Below are 23,157 nucleotides of genomic sequence, written 5' to 3'. Positions count from 1 at the left end.
TAAACAACTTCATAAAAAGAAGTTCTAGTTTTGTTAAAATTTTTAACACATAAACATTTCACATTTACAGCTATGAAACAATTAAAATTACCACTACTTCTACTAGGTGGATTTTTAAGTTTACACGCCAATGCTAAAACTTACACCGGAACAGATTATCATCAATCGATTTCTCAAGATCAAAATCCAATCAAAGGTCAAATCGTTGATCAAAACGGATTAGGAATTGCAGATGTAGAAATCATCATCAAGGGAACATCTTTTAAAACATTTACAGACGGAGATGGTTTTTTCGAATTTGTTTCAGTAAATGTTGCTCATCCTACATTATTGGTAAATTCATCTCAACACAAATTTATTGAATACACACCGAAAGATATTTCTCAAGTAAAAATTACTTTACAAGAAGAATCTAACCAACTGAATGAGGTAATTGTAACTGCTTTGGGGATAAAGCGAGAGCAGAAAAAATTAGGATTTGCTCAACAAAATATAGGTTCGGAAGAACTTGCAACAGCAGAAGCGAATAACTGGTCTTCGGGATTGAAAGGAAAAGTAGCTGGTCTTAATATTATTTCTGGAGGAAATGGACCAATCAATTCTCAGCAAATTATTTTGCGCGGAGCAAATTCAATCGACCAATCAAAAAATTACGCTTTAATTGTCATCGATGGTGTTCCAATGAGTACAGAAATGACTTCTTCTGGAAACAATACTGCTTACATGGGCGATGATTCACCTATCGATTTTGGTAACGGTATTTCTGACATCAATCAAGCAGATATCGAAAGTGTAACCGTTTTAAAAGGTCCTTCTGCAGCGGCTCTTTATGGAAACAAAGCTGCAAATGGAGCTTTAATTATAACAACAAAATCAGGTAAAAAAGGTAAACAATTAGGTTTAGAATATAAATCAACTGTAGCTATTGACGTTATTAACAATTGGCCAGATTTTCAATATGAATATGGTCAAGGAACTGGAAAAAGTTTCGATAAAAACGGCAATCCTTATTACTCATATCAAACCTCAGCAGATGGACCAAATACAGGAAGTACTTCTTCTGCATTCGGACCAAAATTTGACGGACAATCATTTTTTCAATATGATCCAACTTTAGAAAAACAAGGGGCTGAAAGAACTTTATGGCGTGCGTATAAAGATAATAGAAAAGGGTTTTGGCAAACTGGTTTCACTTTCAGTAATGCAGTTACACTTTCTGGTGGAAATGACAAAGGAAGTATGAGAGCTTCTATTGGACATCAGAAAAATAGCTGGATTATGCCAAATACAGGCTACGAAAATTATACTGCTGCTATTAATGGAAACTATCAAGTAAGTGATCGCATCAAAGTTTCGACTGCCTTAAACTATACTCGCAAAACAAGTGATAATTTACCAGGAACTGGTTACAATAACGGATCTATTGCTTATTTTATGATCTTCCAAAATCCAAACGTAGATTTAAATTGGTACAAACCAATTTGGAAAAAGGATTTCAATGGAGTAAAAATGATTCGCCCATTTAGTTCATACATGGACAATCCTTATGCTATTGCTTACGAAGCTGTTAATCCAATGAGTAGTAATCAAATTGTTGGAAATATTAGAGCAGATTTTAAATTAAGCAATAAATTAAGCTTAATGTTACGTCCTGCAATTAATACCTATACTCAATTGCGCGAACAAAAACGTCCATTTGATATGAATCGTACGCCGAATGGATATTACAAAAGACAAGACATATCTAAAACTGAAACAAATATCGATTTCTTATTAACTTATACTGATAAATGGGGAGATTTTGGTTTCAATGCAAATGTTGGAGGTAATAGAAAAAATTATGAATACAGAAATTTAACGGCTTGGGTAAATGGTTTAGCTTCGCCTGGAGTTTATAAACTTTCGAATGGATTAACTTCTCCTTTTGCAAGAACGTATGATTCTAATTTAAAAGAAAATTCATTATATGGAATGGCTTCATTTGGTTGGAAAGACATGATTTTCGTTGATTTTACAGGTCGTAACGACTGGAATTCTTCTGTTGCAGTAAAATATAGCTCATTCTTTTATCCTTCAGTCTCTTCAAGTTTTATTCTGTCAGATTTATTCAAAATAAAAGGACCTATTAATTACTTAAAATACCGTTTATCATTTGCAAAAGTTGGTAACGGAGGTACAACAGGTTGGACAAATAGATATTACGATCAAAGCGATTTTACAGCATCTGCAGTAGTACCTGGAAGATTATTTAATCCTGATATTAAACCTGAATCTACAACATCATGGGAAACTGGTTTCGAGGCTTTATTATTCAAGAAAAGATTAAGCTTAGATTTTACAGTTTATCAACAAAGTACAAAAAATCAAATCTTCGAATTACCAAATGATATCACAACTGGCTATTCAAGAAGAGTGGTAAATGGAGGAGAAATTGAAAACCGAGGAATTGAAATAGCAGCTACGTATTCTCCAATTAAAAGTAAAGATTTTGAATGGAAAATGATTGGAACTTGGTCTAAAAATGAAAACAAAGTAAAATCTTTAGTAGAAGGAATAGAAGGTGATCAAATGATTCTTGGTCAATCTGGAACAGTTTATCAAATTGCTAAAGTTGGCGGTTCTTCTACAGCTCTATATGGTGAAAAATTTGTAAGAAACGATGCGGGACAAATCATTTATGATGCAAAAACAGGTGTTCCACTTAAAAATGGATTAATAGAATATGTTGGAGACGCAACACCTAAATGGAGAGCAGGTTTCACAAATGAAATCAAATTCAAAACATTGCGTTTCAGTTTTACATTAGACGGACAATATGGTGGAATTGTCTATTCACAAACTTATCACAAAATGATGGAGCAAGGAAAATTGGCAGATTCTTTACCTGGTCGAGAAGATGGTTACATCATTGGAAATGGTGTTGTATTGAATGCTGACGGAACTTATTCTCCAAATACAACAAAAGCTGATGTGGCAACTTATTATGCTGAATATAATCGTCGTGCAAATGTAGAATCTAATTCATTCGAAGCTTCATATTTAAAATTAAGAGATGTGAGTTTAACATTTGATTTTCCTAAAAGATTATTATCAAAAACAGGTTTACAAGCATTGTCATTAACAGTTTACGGACGCGATTTATTCACGATTAGTGATTTTCCTTTATACGATCCAGAAACAGCATCATTAAATGGAAATACTTATGTACCTGGAGTTGAAATGGGACAAATGCCGTCAACAGCAACGTATGGAGTAACCTTAAAAGCTTCATTATAATTTACAACATTCAATTTATTAAAATGAAAAAGATTTCAATTCAACTATTTTTTGCCTTCACTATAATTTCAACTGTTTTCTCTTGTACAAACGATTTTGAGAAAGCAAATGAAGATCCAAACTTAATCACAGAAATTAATTCAGGTTCTGTTTTAAATCCTGTTCTTTATGATTTGGCTGAAAATAATGTTTTAAAAAACTACGATATTACAGCTCAATTGATGCAAGTTCATATTCCTTATCCAAGCAATGCAATGGGACTTCATCGTTATGATGTAACAACAGGAACGGGAAATTCGACTTGGAATAATGCCTACACAAATCTTGTTAATTTGGAGGAAATGCTAAAAGTTTCGCAAAAAGCTGGAGATGTCAATTATCAAGCAATTGCATTAACGCTTCGTTCTTTAGTTATTTCTAATTTAACCGATATGTTTGGCGATGTTCCTTTTTCTCAAGCAGCCAAAGCAGAAGAAGGAATTACAAAACCAAAATTTGATACACAACAAGATATTTATAAGCAATTATTAAATGATTTAGAGAAAGCAAATCAATTATATGTAACTAATTTAGGTCTAAAATATGGTACCGATATTTTATTCCCAAGTAGTGAAAAAAACATCAATATAACACGTTGGAAAAAATTCACAAATTCTCTTAAAATGAGATTATTATTAAGAATTTCGAATCGTGATGCATCTGCCTTAACAGAACTTAAAAAAATAATTGATAATCCGACAACTTATCCTATTTTCGAAAGTGAATCAGAATCTGCTATTTTACAAATTTCTGGTTTAGCACCAAGTTTATCTCCTTGGCCAAGAGCACAAGATTATAGAGATAGCCGAACATTCACAACATTTTTTATTGATAAAATGAATGAAACTAATGATCCTCGTTTACCAATTTTAGTCAATAAAGCTTCTAATTTGGATGGTTCTTCATTAGGTTACAAAGGAGTTCCTGCAGCTTACGAAGGAAATAGTTCTGATTACAAATTCAATCCGTCATCTCCTAACAATGCAATTGTTATCGCTCCGATGAAAATTCCATTAATGACTTATGCTGAAGTTGAGTTTATAAAAGCTGAAATGGCTCAAAAAGGTTTAGGTGGTGATGCAAAAACTCATTATGATAAAGCTGTAAAAGCTGCTGTACAATTATGGACGAATATCGAGCCTACTGCTGAATTTATGGCACAAGAAAAAATTAAATACAACAATACGTTAGAACGTATCATCGATCAAAAATATTTTGCTTTATTCTTTACAGATTACCAACAATGGTTTGAATATAAAAGAACTGGTTTTCCAAAATTACCGACAACTTCTACCATGTTGAATGATAAAAAAATGCCTCGTCGTATGCTTTATCCAACAAGTGTTAGAAATTATAACCCAGAAGGCTATCAGAACGCACTTCAACAAATGGGACCAGATAACATCAATACGCGTGTTTGGTGGGATGTAAATTAATTGCATACATTCCACATTTAATAGAAAACGACCTTGTAATTAAGGTCGTTTTCGTTTTATTTGTATCTTCACTAAAAATATTTTTATGCATATAGAAGAGTTAAGAGAGTTTTGTTTAGGACTTCCATTGGTCGAAGAAAAATTTCCTTTTGATCAATCTACTTTGGTCTTTTATATCGCTGGAAAAATGTTTTGCCTTTGTGATATTGACAATTTTGATTCTGTAAATATCAAATGTGATCCAGATAACGCAATCGAATTACGTGCAACTTTCGAAGCTGTAATTCCTGGTTATCACATGAACAAAAAGCATTGGAATACCGTTAAAATTCATCAAGACGTGAAAGACATTCAAATCAAAGAATGGATAAAAGATTCTTACAATTTAGTCATCTTAACTTTACCAAAATCCAAACGTCCTGAGTTACTTAAAGAATAATTTAAACTTAATTCTTAATATTTTTAGGTTATTTATATAGATATTATCATCTTTGTCTTTCAATGGGGTGCTAAAAAGCTGAGAATATACCCAAGAACAATTTTGTTCTATACCTGATCCAGATAATGCTGGCGGAGGAATTGATGTTAGCAATAACTTCTATCTCCTCATCAAAACAAATTATGATGAAGGAAATTATTTTACAAACAACTTGGCTCGAATGGCTGGGTGTCACTTTTTCTATTTTTCAAGTCGTATTGGCGAGATTCAACAATCCAAAAAATTATTTATTTGGAATTGCAGGAATTACATTATCGCTTTTCGTCATGTTCAATTCTAAGCTATATGCCGAATTCACACTTAATATTTATTATTTAGTAATGAGCATTTATGGCTGGTTGTATTGGAAATTTGGACAACAAAAACACGAAATTGAAATTTCAACAGCCAACAAAAAAGAATGGGGAATTGTAACAGGAATTGTTTTGAGTAGTTTTACCATTTTTTATTTAGCACTTACACATTTTACCGATTCTGATGTACCAATTTGGGATTCAATCGTAAGCGCATTTGCTTGGGCAGGTATGTGGTTAATGGCAAAACGTAAACTCGAAAATTGGATTTTGTTGAATATTAGTAACATTATTTCAATTCCATTAATGATTCACAAAGATTTGTATTTATACGCTATTTTATCGTTGATTTTATTCTGCGTAGCGATTTCTGGATATTTTAATTGGAGAAAAATTTTGAATGAAAAAAATGCTTGATATTCCCAAACTTCGACAACAATTATTAAATAAAGAATCGTTTAATCAAGTAGTTCTCGATCATATTTACACTCAAAATTGGTTGAATATTTGGGTTCCTAAACAATACAATGGACTTGGTTTACATTTTTCCGAAGGATTAAAAGTTTTACAATCTGTTGCTAAAATTGACGGAAGTTTAGGTTGGTTTATAACGCTTTGTAGTGGTGCAAATTATTTTTCTCGAAATCTAAAACCTGATGTTGCTTCTAATTTATTCTCTTCACAAAAAACGTGTTTTGGAGGAAGCGGAATGCTTGGTGGAACTGCTGAAAAAGTTGGAGATAAATATATCATAAACGGTTTGTGGCATTATGCAACTGGCGCTCCTTATCTCACTCATTTTACATTAAATGCGAAAATAATCGAAGATGGAAAAGAGATTTTGGATGAAAATGGTGAACCAAAGTTTTTGTCATTTATTTTAAATCAATCTCAAGTTAAATTAATTTCAACTTGGAAATCAATGGGAATGGTTGCAACATCTTCTCATAGTTTTGAAGTAGAAAATGAAATCGTTCATCAAGATTATAGTTTTATTTATAATCAATTTTATAGTGATGATTTGGTCGAAAAAATACCTTTCCGAATATTTGCTGATTTAACTTTATTGGTAAATTATCTTGGAATGGCTGAACATTTTATCGAAAAAAGTTTAGAGATTATTAATTACCAAAAACAAACAGATTTTGAACATTTCGTTATTAAATCAACTTCGAAAACTATTGAGTTTGCTAAAACAATAGAAAACTTATTAGTAAATAATTCTCCTATTTCACAAGAAATCGAAACTGAAATTCATTCGTTTGGAATAAAAACTGTTGAAAAAAACACTCAATTTATCATTGAAATTTATCCACAACTTGGAATTAAAGCTTCAAAAATCAATGAAGAAATCAATCAAATTTTCAGAGATTATTTTACCGCAACTCAACACCGAAATTTTAGACAAAATATTCAGCTCAAATAGTCTATTTATCTATATTTGCAAAACTTTTGGCTGCGTAATTTAATGGATAGAATATCAGATTCCGGTTCTGACAGTAAGGGTTCGAATCCCTTCGTGGTCACTATTTTATTTTTTTTTGCAATTTTTTTTTCATAGTTTAGCATATCACTAATTATTAATTAACACGTTATTATGAGAAAAAAATTACTATCTCTTTTATCGATAGCAGCAGTAGCTGTATCTTTTGGTCAAACTTATACAACACAAAATAGTGGTATTCCATTACAATCTTTTGGAGCAAGAGAATACTCTATTGTAGATCCTAATACAGCATGGATTACTTATTTTGATGGAGCTGGTACTCAAACATATCCTAAATATGTAGGAGTAACAACTAATGGAGGATCAACTTGGAAAGCTAATTTAGTATCTAATTTACCTTCAAATGCTTTAATATCAGATGTTGGAGCTGTAAATGGCACAACAGCATTTATTGTAACAGCTCCTGCGTCAGGTTCTGGAGCTGCAAATGGTTTATGGAAAACAACAAATAGCGGAACATCATGGGCTAAAGTTTCAGGAGTATTTGGAACTAGTTCTTTCGGAAATATCATCCATTTCTTTGATGCAAATAATGGTTTGGTTATTGGAGATCCTATTAATGGTAAATACGAAATGTACAAAACTACAGATGGAGGAAATACTTGGAGTACGTTAGGTACTGCACCTTCAACTTTAGTTAGTACTGAATATGGATATGTAGCTGGTAGAGTATTTTTAGGAGAAGATTTATGGTTAACTTCAAATACTGGTAGAATTTTACATACAAATGATAGAGGTGCTACTTGGAAATCTTACTTGTCTCCTGTTGATGATTTTTCAGGTGAAGACTCAAGTGCTAGCATGTCCTTTTCTTCATCTAAATATGGATTGTTAGTAGATAATACAGCTGTATTATGGTTCACTGAAGATAGTGGAGCTAACTGGGATGTTATGTCATCAAATAGTTATTATGATGGAGATATTTCATATATCCCTGGATCTAATGGAATCTTCCTTTCAACAGGATTTAGCTCAACTTCAGAATTAGGTGTAGGATCTGCTTATTCTAAAGATAATGGTAAAACTTGGACTAAGATTGATGATGGTCAACAAAGATTATTTATCGGAGCTTATGATTGTAAATCTGTTTGGGTAGGTCATTTCACTTCAGATACAAAAGGAACAGGTGGAGTTTTAAAATTAAATGATATTCCAGGATGTTCATTAGCTACGACAGAACAAACAGCAACAAAAGTTGAATTAAAAGCTGTTATAAATGGTGGTACACTTAATGTTATTTCAAACAAAGAAATAAAAAGCGTATTGGTTGGAGATTTAACAGGAAGAAAACTTTCAGAAGTACAATCTAAAGATGTTAATATCTCTGCATTAAAAGCTGGTGTATACTATGCTCGCGTAGCTTATGCTGATGGTGCTTATGGAACAGTGAAGTTTATTGTAAAATAATTTACATCCTATAAAATTTTAGAAAGGGCAAAACCAAGGTTTTGTCCTTTTCTATTTCTACATTTGCCAAAATTTTTCAGTTTTGGAAATCGAGATTTTATTCTATTTATGCATGGCAGCTTATTGCGCTGGCTTCATCGACTCTATTGTTGGTGGTGGTGGATTAATACAAACGCCATTATCACTTGCTTTTTTACCTAATTTACCTGTTTCAACAATAATCGGAACGCTAAAAATTCCAGCAATTAGTGGAACAGCTTTAGCAACTTCACAATATCTAAAAAAGGTAAAAATAGATTGGAAACTTTTTGCTATTATGGCTATATGTGCATTTGTATCCGCTTTTTTAGGTTCGCAATTGTTAACGGTTATCAATAATGATTTTATGAAGCCTGTTTTGTTAATCATTTTGATTGTTTTAGCCATTTACACTATTTTCAAGAAAGATTTTGGACAAGCAACCGAGCGTAAAATTCCTTACCACATTGCGATTATCAATGGTTGTATTGTGAGTATTGCAGTTGGTTTTTACGATGGCTTTATTGGTCCTGCAACTGGAACTTTCTTTATTTTGGGATTCGTAACACTTCTTGGTATGGATTTTTTGAAAGCTAATACTAATGCAAAACTGATCAATTTAGCGACTAATTTTGGTTCGATTTGTTTGTTTTTAATCAAAGGGCAAATTATCTGGAAAATAGCTTTACCAATGGCTATTTGCAACGCTTTAGGAGGTTTTATTGGAGCAAAATTAGCCATCAACAAAGGGAATAAATTTATTCGATACATATTTATTTTGGTAATCCTACTCTCAATTTGTAGATTTGGTTATGAAGTAATTTTCAAGTAAATGAAAACCATTTTTTCAATTATTTTTGTTTCTGCATTTATCACTGTTTTTTCTCAAAAGTTTGAGTTAAAAGATTCAGTTTTGATTGAAAATAAAACAATCAAATCAATTGATACTGATCTAAATAATTCGATTTATTTGATTTCAAATACTAGAATTGAAAAAATATTTCAGTCAAAAAAGAACAAAAGGATTGATCTCAAAAATATTATTACTTCAGTTGATGTCAATAATCCACTTCGAGCTTATGTGTATTCAAATTTTAATCAACTCACTATTTTAGACGAAGATTTGAATCCTATTCAGGATATTGTAAAGATTAAATCAAACGATTTTATGCCTGCTGCATTAAAAGTTGTTGACACACAATTTTGTTGGTTTTATGATTTAATCGGGAATAAAATTGTTTACTATAATTATCAATTGCAAAAACCAATTCTGACATCAAAACAAATCTATTTAAAACATAATGATCAATCAATCGATAAAATACATGTGTACAAAAATTTGGTGTATTTAAAAGGTCATAAAACGATTTATGTTTACGATGATTATGGAAATTTCAAATCTAATTTTGAATTTGACACTAATCAGCAACCTTTTTATTTTTATAAAGATGTTATTTTATATATAAATGACAATAAGCTAATATCAAAAAACATTATCAATCAAAATTTGACGACTTTTATTGATTTAGAAAATGTAAAAAGTTTTGCACTTAGCGAAAAAAATCTTTATACTTTGGTCGAAAATAAAATTTACACTTATACTATTTTAAGTACAAACGATTAATAATAAGCTATTTAATCAATTAAAACTAATTACTAATCCTTATTTATTTTTAATTTATAATTGAATAAAAATTCATAAATCAATCGGAATAATTTTTTTCTAAAAAAAGATTTTTCTATGAGTCACTTGCTTAGATTTTGTTTTGAAAATTAAGCTTTAGTATATTTGCAAACGTTAAAATAATTGGAAAATGCATATCGCCATAGCCGGAAATATTGGAGCAGGTAAAACTACTCTAACAAACCTTTTAGCAAAACAATACAACTGGACAGCTCAGTTTGAAGATGTAGAAATGAATCCGTATTTGGATGATTTTTACAACGACATGGAAAAATGGGCGTTCAATCTTCAGATTTATTTCTTAGGAAGCCGTTTTAATCAAGTAAAAGAGATTAGAGAAAGCGGAAAAGACATTATTCAGGATCGTACAATTTACGAAGATGCGCATATTTTTGCGAGTAACTTGAACGATATGGGATTATTGTCTACAAGAGATTATAACAACTATTTGCGTGTTTTTAATTTGATGACAAGTTTTGTAGAAGCACCAGATTTATTGATTTATCTTAAAGCTTCAATTCCTACATTGGTTTCGCAAATTCAGAAACGCGGTCGCGATTACGAAAATTCGATTAGTATTGATTATTTGAATCGTCTAAACGAGAAATACGACAAGTGGATTTCGAATTATAAAGAAGGAAAAGTATTGGTAATCGACGTGGACAATTTAGATTTTGTTGAAAATAAAGAAGATTTAGGATTCATTTTCAATAAAATAGAAGGAGAAATTAACGGACTTTTTTAGTCAGAAAAAATAAAGTAACTTGCACGGCTTGATTTTAAATTTAATCAGGCCGTTTTTCTGCGTAAAAAATTATGGAAAATAAAAGTATTTTGAAGGGAGTTTTGTTCGTTGCAATGGGTGCTAGTTTCTACGGAATGTTAGCAACATTTGTAAAAATTGCATACGATCAAGGCTATACGACTGCCGAGGTAACAACTTCTCAGTTTGTATTAGGAATTTTGATTTTGGGAATCATCAACTTATTTATGATGAGTAAAAAAGATTTACCAAAGATTGAACAAAAAGATAAAAAAAGGTTGATTCTTGCTGGAACTTCGTTAGGTTTCACAAGTTTATTTTACTATCTAGCGGTACAATATATCAATGTATCAATCGCAATTGTATTGTTGATGCAAACGGTTTGGATTAGTATTTTGGTTGAGAGTATTTTGGGTAAACAATTTCCTTCTGCCAAAAAATTAATTGCAATGGTTTTGGTATTATTTGGAACTGTTTTGGCAACAAATTTAATCAACCAAGAAGTCGAATTAAATCCTAAAGGATTGTTTTGGGGATTTTTAGCGGCTTGTTCTTTTACGGCTACCATGTTTACATCGAATAGTTTGGCTAATTATTTACCGGCTTATAAAAAAAGTTTGTGGATGCTTTTTGGAGGTTCTATTATTGTGTCTCTATTTTTATTTTTTAGCCAAATCGGACCTTATTACTTTGATGGTTTAATGAGCTTTTACAACAACTTTTCAAATGATGTAAATGGAATTCATGCATTCAATTTTAGCATTTTTTATACTTGGGGATTACCGTTGGCAATTTTCGGAACTGTCTTACCTCCTATTCTTTTAAACAAAGGTTTTCCGCACACAGGATTAGGTTTGGGAAGTATTGTTTCTTCGTTAGAATTACCCGTTTCAGTAACCATGGCTTTTGTGCTTTTACATGAACAAGTACTCGCAATACAATGGACAGGAATCGCCGTTATTATTTTTGCTATTATTATATCAAATCTGAATTTTAAGAAAAAATAAATTCAAAATGACGAATATTCTTATAAGTCAATGAAAATTCAATCACAAAAAAAGCCAACTCGTAATAAGTTGGCTTTGTATTTTGAGTAAAATCTAAATTATTTCACCAAAATTTTATTCGCTAATTGATTTGTTCCATCAATTTTTTCTTGAATTGGTAAACCTAATAACTTCGCAAGCATTGGATAGATTTCTGTATTTGGAAAAACTTTAATCTCTTTACCAGACTTAATATTTGGTCCCCAAGCCATAAAAGTCGCTTTCATTTCTGGCGTTTCTTTTACATAAAAACCATGCGAACCTTTCGGTGCATTTTTGTTTGAGAAATAGTTTGGAGCATGTGCAATCAAAATAATATCTCCAATACGATTGTATCGATCATTCTTTTTATCAAAATGATATTTAGATGGGACATTTGTTGTTTTATACACTTCGAACGTATTATTCTGAACTGCTTTTATTTCTTTGTAAATTGATTCGATATCATTTTTATCTTTTACAAAAAGACTTACATAAGAACCATTTGAAGCAACTTGTACTTTTGATTCATCAATTTTAATTGGCAATTTCAACGGATTTTCATCATCAATTCTTGTCATTCCGTGATCAGAAACAAAAACAAAATTCACTTTCAAACCTGTTTTTGCAACCTCATCATTCAATTTCTTGATTGATTGATCTACAAACTGTACAGCTTCCTTTGTTTCAGGCGCATCAGGTCCAAAAGAATGTCCTGCGTGGTCTACTTCCGGAAAATAAAACGTAATCAAATGTGGACGTTTTTCAGCTGGTAATTCTAACCAATTAACCACTTGCTGAATACGATAATCAATTGGTGATTTCTCCGAATACTTGTACGAATACGTTGGAAACATACCATTAATAGGCGCTTCCGAACCTGGCCAATAGTAACAAGCAGCTAACATTTTGTTCTGCTCTGCAAGATTCCAAATTGGCGTTCCTCCGTACCATTTCGGATTGATAACTGCATTCCTATTTCCCAATGAATAACGATCACCAACTTCTATATCTAACATATTATTACCTACCAAACCATGATGAATAGGTGTTAAACCTGTTACGATTGTGTAGTGATTTGGAAACGTAACCGATGGAAAAGAGGGATACATAGCATCGGCTTTCACTCCTTTTTTAGTCAAAGCTAATAGATTTTTAGCTTCATGTTTTTGAGCATAATCATAACGAAAACCATCTGCCGAAATCAAGATAACATAAGGTTTATCTTGTTGTTTAGCATCATTCACACGATTTTCAATTACGATTTGTTCTTCGATTTCTTGTGCATTTGCTGTAATTGAGAACGTTAAAACAATTGCAGAAAATATACTAAGTATTGATTTTTTCATGCCTCAAATTTAAAAAGTTTTATACTTAGAATGAATTAAAAAAATGTCAAATCTTCATGAAAAACCATAAAAAAACTTATTTATAAATAAACCAGTTTCATAATATGTTAAGCAAAACTTATCAAATCTTCGTAGGCTTTTTTAGCACCTTCAAAAACTTGTTGTTGTTCTTCTTCAGTTGTAAATTCTTGATTGATATAACCAATAAAAGTTTTCCAGATTTGACCAAGGTTTTCGCCATAATGTCCAAAGTAATTGAAACCTTTATTCTCTAAAAAAGGATATTTTTTCAGTGTTTTTGCAATTACATTTCCGCCAAGCATAGAACCTTCTATCACATACAAAGCTCCAATTGCTTCGGCTCTATTTCGAAGATCGAATTGTTTTGGTACATTCAATTCTTCTAAACCCAACTCATTGATATCTTGTTCAATCAAAGACAATTTGTTCAATTTTGTCAACGTTAAATTTTTTAAATCTTTGTCATTCAAAAATTGTTTGATAGAATCTTCATAAGATTTTAGAAAAATATGATTAACCTGCAACATTTTATAGTAATTTTTATCTGTAAATGTGCTGTTAAACAATTTATTCGACTCTAATTTATCTTCAATTTCTTTGTGATAAACCGCTGTTTTTTCTTTTAAATAATCAGATAGCATTCGTTAGATTTTTTTAAATGTTAATATAAAAGTTGTTCCTTCTCCTACTCTACTTTCAAAAGATATATCACCATTCATTCTGTCCATCATTCTATGCGCAATCGAAAGTCCAACTCCGTTTCCAGAAATGTTTCCAGTGTTAGACATTCTGCTAAATAGCTTGAACATTTTATGATAATCTTCTTCTTTTATGCCAATTCCGTTATCTTTTATTTTGAAGATAACTTCTTTATTATTGATTTCAGATGATATTTCAACCTTTGGGTGTTTTGCTTGAGATGAATATTTTATAGCATTACCAATAATATTCAGAAAAACCTCATAAAACATTGTTTTATCCCCCAAAACATTATGTATTTCTTTTACAACAACTTCAGTATTGTTAATCTTATAATACAACAAAACATCGTGTATAATCTTTTCTATGATTGGTTTTGTTTCGATTGTAGACAATACAATTTCTGATTTTTTAGCTTTACTCAACGCCAAAAGATCCTGCATCATTTGTGTCATTCGATCAATTTCTTCAATAACACTTCTTAATCGATCATTTTTAATTTCATCATCTTTCAAACTTCGTTGAAGCATCTGACAATTCAATTTCATCACCGATAATGGTGTGCGTAAATCATGAGAAACTGTATAGGTAAACGAGTCTAATTCGTCATTTATTTCTTTTAACTGTTCATATAAACTATGAATTTTGAACGACTGTAAATGAAGTGTTTCTATAATTAACTTAATCACTTCTTTCGCTACATATTTCTCCTTATCTAACCAAATAAACGATTTACTCTTTATGTTCTCTTGCCAAATCTTGAAAGAAGTTCGAGGAGAAAAACTATGTATTTCATTGCCATTTATAACATCTACATTTTTAATTTTACTTGGTTCTCCAGCCCAATTTAAGGTTTGAATTTGTTCTTTTTTGAACCAAATTATAAAATGTTCATAAGTTTGATTTAGAAAACAAAACATTACACCAGCCGAATTTGTACTAAGCTTAAGCTCTTGTCCATAATCTAGATTAAAAGTATTCGACGTGAATAAACCTGCTGATTTTCTTTTAAATGCCCATTCTTTTATTCTCAAAATTTCTTCTTTATCTGGCGTTTCGCCTTCTACAAAAACATCGTCAAAATTAACCAATGCAATTCCATCTGCCTTTGTAAGATTAAGTACCTCTTTTAGATTATTATTAATTGATTGCTGAAGATTTTCTTCTGTTAAAAGATTTTCTTTGAGTTTAATCGCTGTTTCATTAAAATAATTTTGAAACTTTAATCGTTCAGTTGCTTTAAAATTTACATAAGTCAATCTTGCTTGACGCGTTAATAATTCGGTTTGCAAACGAACTTGATTTGGAATAAATTTTGGCTTAGAATTCTGACACGCTACAATTCCCCATAATTTCTCGTTAATTACAATAGAAATAGAAAAACTTGCTTCACAATTAGCATTACGCAAATACTGTAGATGTATCGGAGAAAGTGCTCTAACAGAAGAGTACTTCAAGTTAATTTTGTGATAATTTACATTACAAATTAAAATGATTCTTTTACTGTTAACATCTGCAACCAAACGGCTTTTTTTCTCTAAATACAGTTGACGTGCTTGTTTAGGAATATCAAATTCTGGATAACGCAAACCCATATAAGAATCTAATCCATTATCAATTTCTTCCGCTATAACAACGCCGCTGCCATCTTCCAAAAATTTATATAGCATTACTCTCTCGTAATGAATCAAACTCTTTATAGATGAAATTAACAAATTCCAAGTTGAGCTTATAGACTTTGAGTACAAGATTTGTTCAGAAAAATTATAATAGGCTAATCTGTTTTCTAAAATAATTAATTCTTCTAACTCCAAATAAATCAATTCCTCAAAATGATAGACTGTTAAATGATAAATTTTCGAATTAACTTTTGTATTAGTTCGGTAAAAATCACCTTGTTCTAAATTCAAAACCTCGTCAAAATCAAGCTCAAAATCATGAAGTTGATTAATGTCTTGACTTAATATCTTTTCGGTAGAAATTTCAAATAATTCATCAATATTTTGAGAAAAAAATTCAATTTGATGCGAATTTTTATGAATTCCTATCAAATATCCAAAAGGTTGAATTTCGTTGAGAAACTGAATTTCTTCGTCTTCACAATTTTTGATGATTTGGTTGGTCATATAAATGGTTTAGGAGTGTAATTATGAATCTAAGTTAAATTTATTTTTTAATCTTCTTGTCTTTTAATTTTCAGAATATAATTTTCCAACTCTAATTCATCGGTATCCACTAATTCGAAATCATTAAAATGAGTTAAACGATTCTCAAAAAACGCTGTAACTTTTTCTTTTTCTAACGATGGATGAACCTTGATTCCGTTGAATTTTATGTTCTTCATGTAGACATAAAAATCGTAATCAAAATCGGTTTCTCCCAAATATGTATTGGCAATTTTTCCTTTCCATTTGATGTCAAAAACACCAAATTCTTCTGTGTCTAAAAACGTAATTTCGTGCTGAGCAACCGTGTCATTTCCTAACATCGAAATACCAAAAGCAAGATTTTCTGACTCGTCAAGATTTACTGGAAGAGGATCAATTTCGAATGTTTTTTTATTGAGTTGATTAAAATCTAATTGCGCATCATTTTCGATCTTTATTCCTTTATTGTTCCAATATGTACTTGAGATAATTGCGTGATCATAATTAATCCAAAGTTGCTTTTCGGCATTCTCTTCAGAAATGTCATCTATTTCATCCAAATCATCTTTATATTCTTCTTCTTCGTCATAATTATCTGACTCTAAATGAAGATCCATCCAAAGGTCAAAATTTTCATCAAGGCGAGCACTCCAAACAAAATCTATTACTTTGTGTCCGTTTGTAAATGGGCTATTCGAAAAATATATTTTGTTATTATCCTTACTCATAAATTGGGTTTTGACTTATGTTTTGAATTTACAACGATTATTCTACTCTACAAAATTTTAAAAAATAATTGGTTCGTTTATTAGATATTGTCATTGATTTTCAAAGAAATAAAAAAAGTGCAATTTCTATAGAAATTGCACTTTTAAATTATAGTTATGATTTATAAATCAATTTAATTACAAGGTTTCTTTTAACCACTTGAAAAATTCTGTATGCCAAATCACAGAATTTTGTGGTTTTAACACCCAATGATTTTCTTCAGGGAAATAAATGAAACGAGATTTGATTCCTTTCAATTGTAAAATTTGATAAGCCTCTTGTCCTTGTCCCATTGGCACGCGATAATCGTGACCTCCAACATAAATTAACATTGGCGTATTCCATTTATTTACTAATTCTGTACTACTTGGATCAAATTTAGAATACGTTTTTTGCGCAGCTTTGTTATTTGTTTCCCACCAAGCTCCACCAGCATCCCAGTTTGTAAAGAAAATTTCTTCTGTAGTTCCGTACATCGATTTCAAATCGAAAACACCATTATGTGCAATAAAAGATTTGAAACGACCTTCGTGAATACCTGCTAAATAATAAACAGAATATCCTCCGTAAGATGCACCAACAGCACCACGACGATCTTTATCTACATAAGATTCTTTCGAAATATCATCAATCGCAGCCAAATAATCTTGCATTACTTGTCCTCCCCAATCTTTCGAGATTTGCTCATTCCACTCTACTCCATGACCTGGCATTCCACGACGGTTTGGTGCAATTACAATATACCCTTGCGCTGCCATTAATTGAAAATTCCAACGAGGAGAATAAAATTGAGTTAAAGCAGATTGTGGTCCACCTTGACAATATAATAAAGTTGGGTATTTTTTATTCGGATCGAAATTTGGCGGATAAATTACCCACGCATGCATTTCTTTTCCGTCTGTAGTTTTAATTTTACGTGCTTTTACATCACTCAACGCAATGTTATCGAAGATGTCTTTGTTTTCGTTTGTTAATTGCGTTAATGCTCCAGATTTTAAATCAACTACATAAATTTCTGCAGCGTGATTGATATCTGTTTTTGTAACAATTGCTTTATTACCAACAATTTCTTTGATGTCTGCAATGTCAAAATCACCTTTTGTAATTTGTTTGATAAAAGGCATTTTTCTCATTTTGAAGTTTACATCAACCTCAAATAATTGAATTGTTCCTCCTACTGGCGCATTGAAATAAATTTTGTTACCATCATTGCTCCATTTATAACCTTGTACGGTTCCATCCCAATGTTTTGTAATATTCATTTCGATATCACCACGACGAACGATTAAGTCATTTTTATCTGCCTCGTAACCATCGCGCTCCATGCTCAAAAACGCAAAATCTCCTTGAGAAGAAAAACTTGGTGTATTGTCATAACCCATTTTTCCTTCTGTGATATTTTTCGTCGTTTTCGTTGCTAAATCATATTGATAAATATCTGTATTTGTGCTTAATGCGTAATCTGTTCCGAATTTCTTCTTAGAAACATACAAAACTTTTGTTCCATCTGGCGTCCAAACAAATTCTGAAACTGAATATGGTTCGTCTTTTAAAACATCAATTTTAGTCGAACCTTCTTTATTTTCTGATACAAATAAATGATCGTAATTACCATCATTCCAAGTATCCCAATGTCTGTAATTTAATTCGTTATAAATCTGCACATTTGATTTATCCATTTCTGGATAATAATCAGAACCAAAAACCTTTTGTAATTTAACTTTATCAGTTTCTGCTTTATATTGTTGAGATTTATTCAACGATTCATCAGCCAAAAGCGTTTTATAATCTTCGATTTCCGAAGCTTTTCCTCCTGCCAACGAAATCATATACGTTTTCGATGTGTCTTCTTGTGTTTTTACGTTAGTAGAAGTTACTTTGTAAATCAGATTTTTTTGATCTTTCGTTACTCCAACTGGAGCTACTTTTTTTACTTGCCAAAGAAGTTCTGGCGTCATTACTTTTTGTCCCATTGCTGTTGTCGATATCAAGATACTTGCGACTAATACAGAAAATCTATTCATGTTAATTTCAAATCTAAATAATTGTAAAAGTAACAATTCTTTATGGAGAAAGGTAAAATTTATAAATAAAAAAAGACATCATCCAGTACAAATTGTACTTAAATGATGTCTCCGCTAATAATTTTTTCAAATCGTCTAATCGATTCTTAAATTTAGGCTATATATTTTATATTAAACCACTTAATTAAAAGTTTAACTTATTTTTATGAGTAAAAACTGGAATAATTGCTCCAAAAACTAAATTTTGTTGAGAGAATACAATATCCTGTTTTGCTTTATCCGCTTTGTTTGCAGTTGTACGAATATCACTCAAATTAGCATATCCACCTTTTAATTCGGCTTGTACAAAGAAATAATCCCAAAAAGTAAAGTTGATCCCAACCATTGCAGCTGTAGCAAAACCTGCTAAGTGAAACTCATCATAACGTTCGTTACCCATCAATTTTACGTTAGAACGTGGATATAAAATCCCTGCTCCCAAACCAGCTGTTACGTTAACATCGATTCCTTTTCCGTTTTTTGTAATTGGGAAATGTTGAATATTATCAAAACGACGAACCTCTAAATTAGCATAGTTCAAACCATCTGTATGCTCAAACGTTAAGAAATCTTCTGTCAATTTTTGATCGACATTATTATATGTTCCATCGTAATCTGAACCTGTGTTGATGTGACCATTCATTTTTACAACTTGATCTTGATCCATCACATATTTCATGTGATCTATCCCGAAAGAGATATTCCAATTATCCGAAACAAAGTAACCTAAACGGAAGTTATATTGCGGAATCGTCATAGAACTTGGATTGAAATACTTGATTCCAAAGGAAGTTTGACGGTCATGAGCTGCTACATTATCTAACGTAAAATCGTACCCATCTCCTTTGAACTGAATATCTGATTTTGTATACTGCGCGTGATTCCAACCCCAATAAATATAAAATTTACCTTTATTATTTTTTCCTTGCCCGAAAGTAGTTGCAACCAAAGCAACTAAAAACATTACACTTATATACTTTCTCAAAATTTAACTTTTTGCAAATCTATTCTTAAAAAAATTGAGTAAAAATGATTTATGATATCAATTTTATATCTTAGCAATATTTAAAATCAATAAACATTGTTAAGCGTCATAAAATAAAATGATAAATATTTATTAAAAATGATCTCCTCTATTTTGTAATTAAAAATTAAAATATATTTTTGTGACATAATGAAAGACTACCTGATAAAACATAGCATCGGAATTTTTTTCACGCTTCTTTTGGTGTTCAGTACGAATATGCAAGGGTTAGCGGCTTATGTAGATTATCAGATGAAAATGGAGCAACGAGACAAAAAAGATTCTTCTGACAATGATCAAAAAGCTTTGTTTTCTCAAACTTCAACTGAAGAAGAAAATAATCAGAAAAATTCTTCGAGCGAAATCACAGAAAAAATACATTATTTCCACGAAATAAAATTGTTTACATTTTTTAATGTTAAACAAACTACACATTCGGATTTTCATCATTCTAATCCATATGCGTCTTTAGACAATGGTGTGACAACTCCACCTCCTGAATTAGTTTAATTTTTTAATTGATTTTTTGCATCATTCTATTCAAATCTATTGAATGGGCTGCAAATTTATTTTTATCATTTTAAATTATTAAATAATTCATTTTAAAATTATTATGAATCTTTTTCAAAATTGGAAAAAGGACATACCTGCGAGTATTGTTGTCTTTTTCGTTGCATTACCTTTATGTTTAGGTGTTGCGTTGGCCAGTGGTGCGCCTTTATTTGCCGGAATTATTGCGGGAATTGTAGGAGGAATTGTTGTTGGTCTTATTTCTAAATCCCAAATTGGTGTTTCTGGTCCTGCGGCTGGTTTGGTCGTTATTGTATTAACTGCTATTACAGATTTGGGCACTTACGAACTATTTTTAGTGGCGGTTGTTATCGCCGGAATTTTTCAGATATTACTAGGTATTCTAAAAGCTGGGGTTATTGGTTATTACTTTCCGTCTTCGGTGATTAAAGGAATGTTGTGTGCGATTGGTATTTCAATTTTCTTGAAACAAATTCCGTTAGTGTTAGGGTATACAGAAACATTTAGTTTTAGTAATTTTAGTTTAGATTTTATCACGCCAGGAGCGATTATTATTACAGCAATCTCTTTATTTATCTTGATTGTTTGGGATAATATTTTAGGAAAAAAATCAAACTTTTTCAAATTATTACCAGGATCATTAGTAGCTGTATTAATCGGTATTTTGTACCAAGTTACAATTGGTGATACCAATCACGAAGTATTTTCTATCGATCATAATCTATTAGTAAAAGTTCCTGTTCCTGAAAGCGTTTCTGACTTTATTGGTCAATTTACAACACCTGATTTTGCAAGCGGATTAACAAATCCTTTAGTTTGGCAAGTAGCCTTTACAATTGCTATTGTAGCATCGTTAGAATCTCTATTATCTGTAGAAGCATCAGATAAATTAGATCCATTAAAACGTCAAACACCTACAAATAGAGAGTTGATTGCGCAAGGTATTGGTAACTCTTTATCGGGTTTAATTGGTGGTTTACCAGTAACACAAGTTATTGTTCGTTCTTCTGCAAATGTGATGAGTGGTGGACTAACAAAATTATCAACAATTACACATGGAATTTTATTATTAGTAAGTGTAATTTCTATTCCAATGTTTTTAAATTTAATTCCAAATGCGGTTTTAGCCTCTATCCTATTGGTTATTGGATATAAATTAGGTAATCCAAAACAATTCTTGGATATGAAAAAATTAGGAAAAGATCAGTTAATTCCGTTCGCAGTAACAGTTATTGCAATTTTGGCAACAGATTTATTAAAAGGAATCATCATAGGTCTTATTGTTGGTGTAGTGGTTTCGTTAATCAAATCTTACAACAACTCGCACGTTATGTTGGTAAAAGAAGGAAATGTTTTCCATATGAATTTTGCTGAAGAGGTAACATTTGTAAACCGTGGTGCAATTGTAAAAGAGTTAGATGGTTTGAAACCTGGTTCTAACTTAGAATTAGATGTTCGTAAAACACGAATTTTAGATTATGATATTATTGAATATCTAGATGAATTTAAAGTAAAAGCAAAAAATAATAACATTAATATTCGATTGATTTCCGAACGAGGGACTGTCGATAATCCATCATCATTCAGAGAGTTTTTTGGTTACGTTTTAGTAGATGGAGCTCATTAATAAGTAATCAATTTTTAACTATTTTACAAACAAATAAAACATAATAAAATGACAAACAATTATTACAAAAATATTTTAGATAAAAACAGAGCTTGGGTTGAATCAAAATTAAATTTAGATCCAGATTTTTTTAGCAAATTGGCCGATGGTCAGCAACCTCCTCTTTTATGGATTGGATGTGCAGATAGTCGTGTTCCTGCAAATGAAATTATTGGTGCAAAACCGGGTGAAGTTTTTGTACATCGTAATATTGCCAATATGGTTGTCCATACTGATATGAATATGTTATCTGTGTTAGATTATGCAGTAAATGTATTAAAAGTAAAAGATGTTATTGTATGCGGACATTATGGTTGCGGTGGTGTAAAAACTGCAATGGGTAATGCATCTGTCGGATTAATTGATAACTGGCTACGACATATCAAAGATGTTTATCGATTTAATAAAGACGAATTAAATAATATAGAAGACGAGCACGAAAGGTTTGATCGTTTTGTAGAAATCAATGCAAGAGAACAGGTTTATAATTTAGCAAAAACATCTATTGTTCAAAATGCTTGGGCAAATGGTCAAGAATTGTATATTCATGGTTGGGTATATGGAGTTGGGACAGGATTGGTAAATGATTTAGATGTTTCATTAAACTCTAACGATGAACTTGATCAAGTTTTCCAATTAGAAATTACTCAATAATTTTTTAGATAAGATTTTTAGTAATGGTTAAAGTCAATTCGAAAGGATTGGCTTTTTATTTATAATTGATAATTTCTAAACATATAAAGAATAAAAAATAATTATCAAAAAATTCAAAATCCAATATAACCATGTGAAAGAATATACATTCGGATTAATATCTTGCCAAATATTGACATCTGTTAGTATAGATAAGCCAATAATGATATAGAAATTAGATTATTACTTTTTTTATAAAATCAATTATTTAAGTAAAATTTTAAAGATATAACCGGTAGTGCATTTGTA

Annotated in this window: 19 protein-coding genes and 1 tRNA gene; 14 read left to right on the top strand and 6 right to left on the bottom strand. The window is 31.0% G+C overall.

Features of this window, described 5'->3' with window-relative positions; translation table 11 throughout:
- Positions 1-72 precede the first annotated feature (72 nt).
- The 11 genes from B4E95_RS11685 (at position 73) to B4E95_RS11635 (ending at position 11,929) form a co-directional block, all read left to right on the top strand.
- Positions 73-3,276 carry a SusC/RagA family TonB-linked outer membrane protein gene (locus tag B4E95_RS11685; RefSeq protein WP_291091670.1) on the top strand — a complete coding sequence of 1,068 codons (3,204 nt, stop codon included), beginning with the start codon at positions 73-75 and terminating at the stop codon, positions 3,274-3,276.
- Between the two features lie 23 nt (positions 3,277-3,299).
- Positions 3,300-4,751 (top strand): SusD/RagB family nutrient-binding outer membrane lipoprotein, encoded by a 1,452-nt coding sequence (locus B4E95_RS11680; protein WP_286495618.1) that lies wholly within the window; start codon positions 3,300-3,302, stop codon positions 4,749-4,751.
- Positions 4,752-4,836: 85 nt separating this feature from the next.
- Positions 4,837-5,190 (top strand): MmcQ/YjbR family DNA-binding protein, encoded by a 354-nt coding sequence (locus B4E95_RS11675; protein WP_291091669.1) that lies wholly within the window; start codon positions 4,837-4,839, stop codon positions 5,188-5,190.
- 182 nt (positions 5,191-5,372) lie between these two features.
- Positions 5,373-5,960, top strand: coding sequence for a nicotinamide riboside transporter PnuC (gene pnuC / locus B4E95_RS11670; protein WP_291091689.1), 588 nt, complete (start codon positions 5,373-5,375; stop codon positions 5,958-5,960).
- A complete protein-coding gene (locus tag B4E95_RS11665; protein ID WP_291091668.1) occupies positions 5,944-6,969 on the top strand; it encodes a hypothetical protein in 1,026 nt (341 codons plus the stop codon). Before pnuC ends, B4E95_RS11665 begins: the two co-directional genes overlap by 17 nt.
- Before the next feature lie 28 nt (positions 6,970-6,997).
- A tRNA-Arg gene (locus tag B4E95_RS11660) sits at positions 6,998-7,069 on the top strand.
- A gap of 71 nt (positions 7,070-7,140) precedes the next feature.
- Complete coding sequence (locus B4E95_RS11655) at positions 7,141-8,457, top strand: YCF48-related protein (RefSeq protein ID WP_291091666.1); 1,317 nt, start codon at positions 7,141-7,143, stop codon at positions 8,455-8,457.
- Between the two features lie 82 nt (positions 8,458-8,539).
- Entirely contained in the window at positions 8,540-9,307 is a 768-nt protein-coding gene (locus B4E95_RS11650) for a sulfite exporter TauE/SafE family protein (RefSeq protein ID WP_291074582.1), read from the top strand.
- The gene (locus tag B4E95_RS11645; protein WP_291074583.1) at positions 9,308-10,099 is read left to right on the top strand and encodes a hypothetical protein; all 792 of its coding nucleotides are present in this window, start codon (positions 9,308-9,310) and stop codon (positions 10,097-10,099) included.
- Positions 10,100-10,289: 190 nt separating this feature from the next.
- On the top strand, positions 10,290-10,904 hold the full coding sequence (locus B4E95_RS11640) for a deoxynucleoside kinase (protein WP_038333632.1): 615 nt from the start codon (positions 10,290-10,292) through the stop codon (positions 10,902-10,904).
- 71 nt (positions 10,905-10,975) lie between these two features.
- Positions 10,976-11,929, top strand: a complete 954-nt coding sequence (locus tag B4E95_RS11635; protein ID WP_125350139.1) for an EamA family transporter — start codon at positions 10,976-10,978, stop codon at positions 11,927-11,929.
- 98 nt (positions 11,930-12,027) lie between these two features.
- On the opposite strand, the gene B4E95_RS11630 is transcribed toward B4E95_RS11635, so the two are convergent.
- The 6 genes from B4E95_RS11630 to B4E95_RS11605 all read right to left on the bottom strand — a co-directional run bounded on the left by B4E95_RS11630 (position 12,028) and on the right by B4E95_RS11605 (position 19,979).
- Positions 12,028-13,296 (bottom strand): ectonucleotide pyrophosphatase/phosphodiesterase, encoded by a 1,269-nt coding sequence (locus tag B4E95_RS11630; protein WP_291091664.1) that lies wholly within the window; start codon positions 13,294-13,296, stop codon positions 12,028-12,030.
- A gap of 107 nt (positions 13,297-13,403) precedes the next feature.
- Positions 13,404-13,958 carry a biliverdin-producing heme oxygenase gene (locus B4E95_RS11625; protein ID WP_291091662.1) on the bottom strand — a complete coding sequence of 185 codons (555 nt, stop codon included), beginning with the start codon at positions 13,956-13,958 and terminating at the stop codon, positions 13,404-13,406.
- A 3-nt stretch (positions 13,959-13,961) separates the two neighbouring features.
- Positions 13,962-16,142: an ATP-binding protein gene (locus B4E95_RS11620; RefSeq protein WP_291091660.1), complete on the bottom strand. Its 2,181-nt coding sequence runs from the start codon at positions 16,140-16,142 to the stop codon at positions 13,962-13,964.
- 47 nt (positions 16,143-16,189) lie between these two features.
- A complete protein-coding gene (locus tag B4E95_RS11615) occupies positions 16,190-16,891 on the bottom strand; it encodes a hypothetical protein (RefSeq protein ID WP_291091658.1) in 702 nt (233 codons plus the stop codon).
- A 177-nt stretch (positions 16,892-17,068) separates the two neighbouring features.
- Positions 17,069-18,955, bottom strand: coding sequence for a S9 family peptidase (locus B4E95_RS11610; RefSeq protein WP_181816291.1), 1,887 nt, complete (start codon positions 18,953-18,955; stop codon positions 17,069-17,071).
- A gap of 184 nt (positions 18,956-19,139) precedes the next feature.
- Positions 19,140-19,979 (bottom strand): hypothetical protein, encoded by an 840-nt coding sequence (locus B4E95_RS11605; protein WP_260509658.1) that lies wholly within the window; start codon positions 19,977-19,979, stop codon positions 19,140-19,142.
- A gap of 189 nt (positions 19,980-20,168) precedes the next feature.
- Between B4E95_RS11605 and B4E95_RS11600 the strand changes: the two genes are divergently transcribed.
- From B4E95_RS11600 to can, 3 genes are all read left to right on the top strand, one after another.
- A complete protein-coding gene (locus B4E95_RS11600) occupies positions 20,169-20,528 on the top strand; it encodes a hypothetical protein (RefSeq protein WP_291063372.1) in 360 nt (119 codons plus the stop codon).
- 103 nt (positions 20,529-20,631) lie between these two features.
- On the top strand, positions 20,632-22,176 hold the full coding sequence (locus B4E95_RS11595; RefSeq protein ID WP_291091656.1) for a SulP family inorganic anion transporter: 1,545 nt from the start codon (positions 20,632-20,634) through the stop codon (positions 22,174-22,176).
- Between the two features lie 48 nt (positions 22,177-22,224).
- Entirely contained in the window at positions 22,225-22,869 is a 645-nt protein-coding gene (can, locus tag B4E95_RS11590; RefSeq protein ID WP_291091654.1) for a carbonate dehydratase, read from the top strand.
- Positions 22,870-23,157: the final 288 nt, after the last annotated feature.

Source organism: Empedobacter sp. UBA7494 (assembly GCF_002478465.1).
Taxonomy (GTDB): domain Bacteria; phylum Bacteroidota; class Bacteroidia; order Flavobacteriales; family Weeksellaceae; genus Empedobacter; species Empedobacter falsenii_B.
Note: the sequence above shows the minus strand (reverse complement) of the source record. Positions and strands in the feature narration are given on the sequence as shown.